This is a genomic window from Candidatus Cyrtobacter comes (assembly GCF_034470605.1).
Lineage (GTDB): Bacteria > Pseudomonadota > Alphaproteobacteria > Rickettsiales > Midichloriaceae > Cyrtobacter > Cyrtobacter comes.
Map to the genome: position 1 here is coordinate 1 of NZ_JARGYT010000076.1, position 5,950 is coordinate 5,950.

Genomic DNA, 5,950 nt, shown 5'->3' on the forward strand with positions numbered 1-5,950 from the left:
CTCCTTTGGATCTTCCTAGCCCTTGCATACCAGTTTCGGTATTTTTTAAAGCATCAGCCGAATGCTGATGCGCTCTAATGATCGTAGAATCTATCATTAACCATTCATTATCACTATCCACGGCTAAGGTATCATTTGCCATATTCCAGCTTTAGCCCATCTAATAAATCTTTTATGAACTGTAGGCCATTTGCCATATTCCACAGGAAGCGCTCTCCATGGCCCACCAGTTCTGGCAACACACATCACTGCTCTTATAAATCCACGGTTATCGTATCCTCTACGTCCTCTATCTCCACTTTTCCCAGGTAAAATATCTTTAATAATTTCCCATTGATCATCCCTCAAGTCATATAACATTTTAGCCTCATAATGAGTTGCTAAAATAGCAGCACATAAAAATCTTAAATGTCGACACCTACCTAAACCCTAATATCTATATTTTTTTATCCAATCAGATAGTTTACTTTTATACATTTGCTTTATTTCATCATCGCAAAAAGCTGCATCAATTCCACTTAAACAACACTGGACTAATTCATCAGACCTAAGTGGTTCTGTGCCATCTGGAAAAATATATTCACTAGAAAGACCAGCTAATGCTATTATAGATTCTTTAATTAAGCGACCTGCCATATATGGGTTATCGGAACTAAGGGCAATTTTTATTCCCTTATATTCTCTTATTAACTTAAAGAACGGATGCTGATACAATTCATCTATATATGATTTTACACCACCATGAGATTTAGATTTTGGTATCAAGTGACCATCTTTATCTGCAATAGTATGAAGGCATGCTCCAAGTTTCATATTAATTAGCGGCGCCATTACTAGAGTTACATCCCTATCCATTACTTCAAAGATAGATTTTTCATCCTCAATAACTTGAAACCCATGCGCCAGCCTGGTAATTGGCAACATCCTTATAACATCCATCATGTGCTCAACACCTGTCGCTTCACCACCATGCGCCTCACAACCTAACCCAATATCCCTAACCGCTTCATATCCAGCCTTTAGGTGTGCCGGCCATCCTGATTCATCTTTTTCATGCCCAGCAGATTCTATACCAACAAATACACCAGGCTGGGCATCATGCGCCTCTTTTAGCCATTCAGAAGCTTCTACGGCTCTATTATAAGTTGTGCTATCAGAAAGAGATGCCTGAGTTTTATTAAAGCAATGTATAAATCTTAAAATTATATCGTGTTTAGCAAATTCTATTATTTGGCGTTTAAGAAAACTGTAAAGTTTTAGACGTGCTTCTTGTGTATCTAACCCCGAGTATATTGTATATGCTATCCTAATATTTTGCTGCAATTCAGTATAGAATACTTTTTGTTCAATACAATCATGCATATATCTTTTGAGCACAAATTCCAGGTCGCTCTCATTTTGAATACCGCCGGGAGGGTGCCTATGGCCCTGCACAGTTGCCATGATATGATCAAAACTTTTAAAACTCTGATAGTCTATGTTATATTCCAAGTTAACAGGGCCATTATCAAGGATAATTGGCTGCTTGAATATATTCGAGTAATGCTCAAACGGCGCATTAAGCTGTAAAGAATTAGGGCCGTTCCTCCAGGATACACCACCATGTTCATTATCTATAGAGATAAACCCATTCCTCACTCCAAGATCCCAAGCGGTTCTGGGTGATATAGTACCTGGCAGGTGCACATGTATATCCACTAACGGCAGCTCTTGTATTGCACCCAAGGTAAGAACATTAGATTTATCTGACACGGCTATCTATCTAAAATTGGAGTATCGCATATCAAGAGAATAACCAGCATCCATTGAAGATGCGAAGGTACTATCTAGATATAAAATCGCCCGCAATATAACGCGCATACCTATTTAAGTCTATAGACACAACTATAGCTGGTCAGAAAATTATTATAATTATAATCAGGTTTACCTTCCTCTTACGATTTTTGCTTAACAACACTACCGCTTCTTGATCTTTGCACTCTTGATTGCTGCGTATCCTGCACTTCTTGGTGGTCCATTGACTTCTGCGCTCCCTGTGCTTCTGCCCCCTCTTTTGACCGCCCACCCGGTTCTTCCTCTTTTATTGGTGCTGCTGCTTCTGCTACTTCCTGTTCTGATGCTTTTGGTGTCTGCTCTGGCTCTTTAGCAACTTCTTTTAATAGACGTTCTAATACCGCTTCTGGATCTTTTGCCATGTAGAGTTGCCAAAATGCCTCTGGTACACCACTAGGTTTATCTTTATAGGCGTGAGCCTTATCCAACTTTTCAAAATCGAAAGGTGGATTAAGTAGCATATTTTTTAGTTTATCCACGCCCCCACCTTCTCTTATTTTTTTAGTCAAATATTGTATAAACTTTGAATTAACATATTGGCGTTTATCACCAAACGAGTCAATAGACATACCTTTATTAATAAGAGCAGCCAAAGCACCATGTATACCTTTGCTATCCTCAGCAGCCACAATTAATTGAACCACTAGCAATATTTTATTACTATCATCATAAGTGTTACCTCTATACGTATTAATATTATTAAATACATTAGTAAAGGCATTGGTATCTAACCCAATTAAGTAATTAGCAACTTGAGCACTATTATGTTTAATAATAAATTTATAGAATTCGAGCCTCTTTTTACCATCTTCTTCTAGCTTTGTACTATCTCCCTTTAACTGTTGAACTTTAATAAATAGCCTATATAAATATGGGTTATCTCCACTTTTAGAAGACATGAACTCAATTATCTCACTCTGCATATCCTTAGATTCTTTTTTAAATGCTTCACTCAATGCTTTGAGATCATAAGCTGTTAATCTTAATAAACCCGTTATTTCAGAGCCGTTATGATATTCATTATACATCATACTTTTACATAAAGCACGAAGTTCATCATTCTCAGATATTATCTTAATCTTTTCAAAATTATCTTTTGATAAAAAGATGTTTAAATCCTTAATATTAGCAAGTTTGGTACTTGAGAACTTACTATATATTTGTGTTAATTCCGGAAAGTTAACCATCTCCTCATCTCTTAATTTTAGAATCTTCTCTATCAAACCTACTCTATCTTCGGCCCCAATAAGAAATTCCTTAAATTTCTCATTCTCATTTATCAACTTTGCCAATGAGGGAAAATCTCCAGCTATAGTAACTTTTGTACCGTACCCCTCAGCATTAACAAAAAACCTCTTTTTTAGCTCCACAAGCTCTTTATATGTAAAAGTTTGAGGTTTGCCAGTAGAATCTAAACCAATAATATTAAGTATTGTTGCGGCGGCTTCTAGATTATCTTGATCTATTGTTAGACCTTGAATACATAAGAAGTATGGCATTAGAATTTTATACGTCTCATTTGCTTTATTTTGTTCAGCTGATTTTAATCTTACTAATAATTGAATAAACTCGAAGTTATATGTTGATTTGTTACCGTTAATCACTTTTGGCATATCTTCAAACCTAATTGTTGGGAACGCAGCCTTTTGTGCAGCCTTTTCTGCAATATCATTAAAAAACTCTATTACTAATTCCCTTCCTCCATTATCTAAACGGCTAAAGAACGTCCTCAAATTCTTTGCTAGCTCTGTAGGTTGAAATTCAGCCCTTTCCTCCAAAGACCCTAAAAAGAATTCCTGATACTTAGGGGCTTTACTAAGCAGCTCAAGCATCTCATCTCCCAGTAACTGAAGACGAACATCACTGATATTTGTTGGTGTATTATAATCAGCATTTTGTAAAAACTGAATTGCTATATATGGTAATCCATGTGCATTAGCCTCGTTAATAAATTTTACAGCTTCATTTAATGCCCTCTCTCTATCTTTAACTTCAATTCGCTCTGTGCAGCGCTTTAATAATTCTTCATATTTCTGAATGCGCGCCTTATCCATGCCGTTTGGATCACTAATAGCTTTTCCTCTTATAGTAACCTCATTCTTCTTCGCATCTGCTCGTCCAGCGCCGCGATCCTCTAGTGGTTTAGGAGCACCTGGTTCAGTACCACGAAATCTATTCAGAACTGGGGCTATGACCCTATCCCTAATAAAATTACGAAACATGCCAAAGACACGACCAATTCTCTGAATAAAATTATCAGGAACGGCCGGTTGTTCCGCAGGCTGATCGGTCATCTCCACACCCGTTTCTGGTCTACCTCGCATAGTATTATATATTCTAGATATAAATCCCCTTACCGCACCAAAGAATCCTCTCCTAATAGGTTGTGGTCTATTTCCATCTTGCATAATTTGTATAATCTATTAATTTGGCAACACAACCTATGATAGAAAGTCTATGCGCAATCATCAATACTAGAAGTAAAATAAGTGGAAAGATTCTTAGATATAAAGAAGAAGATTTCGCTGTGATGCATATGGCTATTTGAGCTAAATTAGCATAGGCAGCACCTAAAATAATTATATTAGTACTGTTTGGATTTTTACTTCAAATATTTTCATGCCATTATCCTTTAAGCTACTTTAGATGCTTCTTTGCAATTTCTAACCGCCTTGCTTCTCTGTTTTATATTGCAATCGTCTCCTTTTAGTGTTGTTTATCCTACGCTCCATTGCTCTTAGCGATAGCTAAACTAGTTTATTCTAGCGAAGTTAAATATTATATTAAAAAGATTGAGATAGGCTTATTTTATATAGTAATATTGTTTTTTAATCTCTAGCTTACTTAGTGTTTTATGTTACGAATATTAATAGAATAAATCCAAATATCGTTACTTTATAAGTATTCAATTAATAGCAAATTAATGTTCAAAACTTTGATATTTTGGATCACGTAGATCACGTATATAAATATGCATTTATCCTAACATATTATTACTAATAGCTTTTATACTTTAGCGAAAATTAGGTTAGTTAATTTGGTTCTTTGCATATGACAAAAGATTTTTATGATAAAAAAAATAGTATTGATCACGTCGATCAATTAGCTGAATTTTTAAAACCTGAACCCACCTCAACAGTATATCAATTATCAGAAAATTTTACACAAGAAGAAAGGGAGAAATTTGACAAACTTATTGATAATCAACAAGATATTGATATTAGTGATAGGCAGTTAGTAATCTCTGAATTAAACGAATTTTTAACAAATGCAAATTTTTTAAATTTAGATTCAGCACAGCGAAACGATATTATTGAGGAGTTTATTACAGAGTTGACAAACTCCAAAAGAGAATTGAAAGAATCTTTTACTAGATCACCTAGAAAAACATCTGTATCTACACCTGGATTTGGTGTGCAAAGTGTTGAAGTTAGAATGAAAGATTTTAGAGATGAATTAAATGAAAAATTAACACTCCTTTTAATAGAATCTACAATATTGCAAACTTACAGTTCTATGAAGCAGAATCTTTTTGAATTTGCTTTAAAAGTAAATAAACTAAAACTTAAAACATTTATAGATTTTATAGAAAATAATACAAATCTTAATGATGTGATAATAGAAAAGATGATCGATAATGTACAAGGATTAAGACTGAGCAAATATGCTGAAGACGCGCAAGAAAATGTGATAAATGATGTGTTGTCACAAATTTTAAGCACATATTCTGTTGAAAGAGGCAATAGTTTAAGAAGATCATTCAGAAAATACAGTGCTATTGATAAAGGAAGTACAGTTACTGATAATAAAGATACGCAACAAATACGTCATAGAAGAAAGGGTATTATAGGTGCTAGACCGATTATCACTGAAGAGCCTTCTGAAGAAGATAAGATTGTTGCCAATATGCAAGCCCACGCTGTACTAGCGGGTATAAGTAGTAATCAAAGAGATGCAGAAGCCATGAATCTTAATGAACTTAAGATATTTCGTCATGCGCAAATCTTTCACAAAACACTAGGCACTGTTAACAAAGGTTTTGCCAAATAATGGAAAAGATGCAATATTATATTGGAGGCGATAAATATGGTATTTAGATGGATAAAAGGTTGTTTCC

At 34.9% G+C, this 5,950-nt stretch carries 4 protein-coding genes; 1 reads left to right on the forward strand and 3 read right to left on the reverse strand.

Translation table 11 applies throughout. From position 1 onward, the window contains the following. Positions 1–123 precede the first annotated feature (123 nt). From Cyrtocomes_RS04905 to Cyrtocomes_RS04915, 3 genes are all read right to left on the reverse strand, one after another. Complete coding sequence (locus Cyrtocomes_RS04905) at positions 124–360, reverse strand: transposase (protein WP_322497510.1); 237 nt, start codon at positions 358–360, stop codon at positions 124–126. A 69-nt stretch (positions 361–429) separates the two neighbouring features. After that, positions 430–1,725, reverse strand: coding sequence for an amidohydrolase family protein (locus Cyrtocomes_RS04910; RefSeq protein WP_322498079.1), 1,296 nt, complete (start codon positions 1,723–1,725; stop codon positions 430–432). Positions 1,726–1,934: 209 nt separating this feature from the next. Continuing rightward, on the reverse strand, positions 1,935–4,241 hold the full coding sequence (locus Cyrtocomes_RS04915) for a hypothetical protein (protein WP_322498080.1): 2,307 nt from the start codon (positions 4,239–4,241) through the stop codon (positions 1,935–1,937). Between the two features lie 643 nt (positions 4,242–4,884). Here Cyrtocomes_RS04915 and Cyrtocomes_RS04920 point away from each other — a divergent pair. Continuing rightward, positions 4,885–5,883 (forward strand): hypothetical protein, encoded by a 999-nt coding sequence (locus tag Cyrtocomes_RS04920; protein WP_322498081.1) that lies wholly within the window; start codon positions 4,885–4,887, stop codon positions 5,881–5,883. The last annotated feature ends 67 nt before the right edge of the window (positions 5,884–5,950 follow it).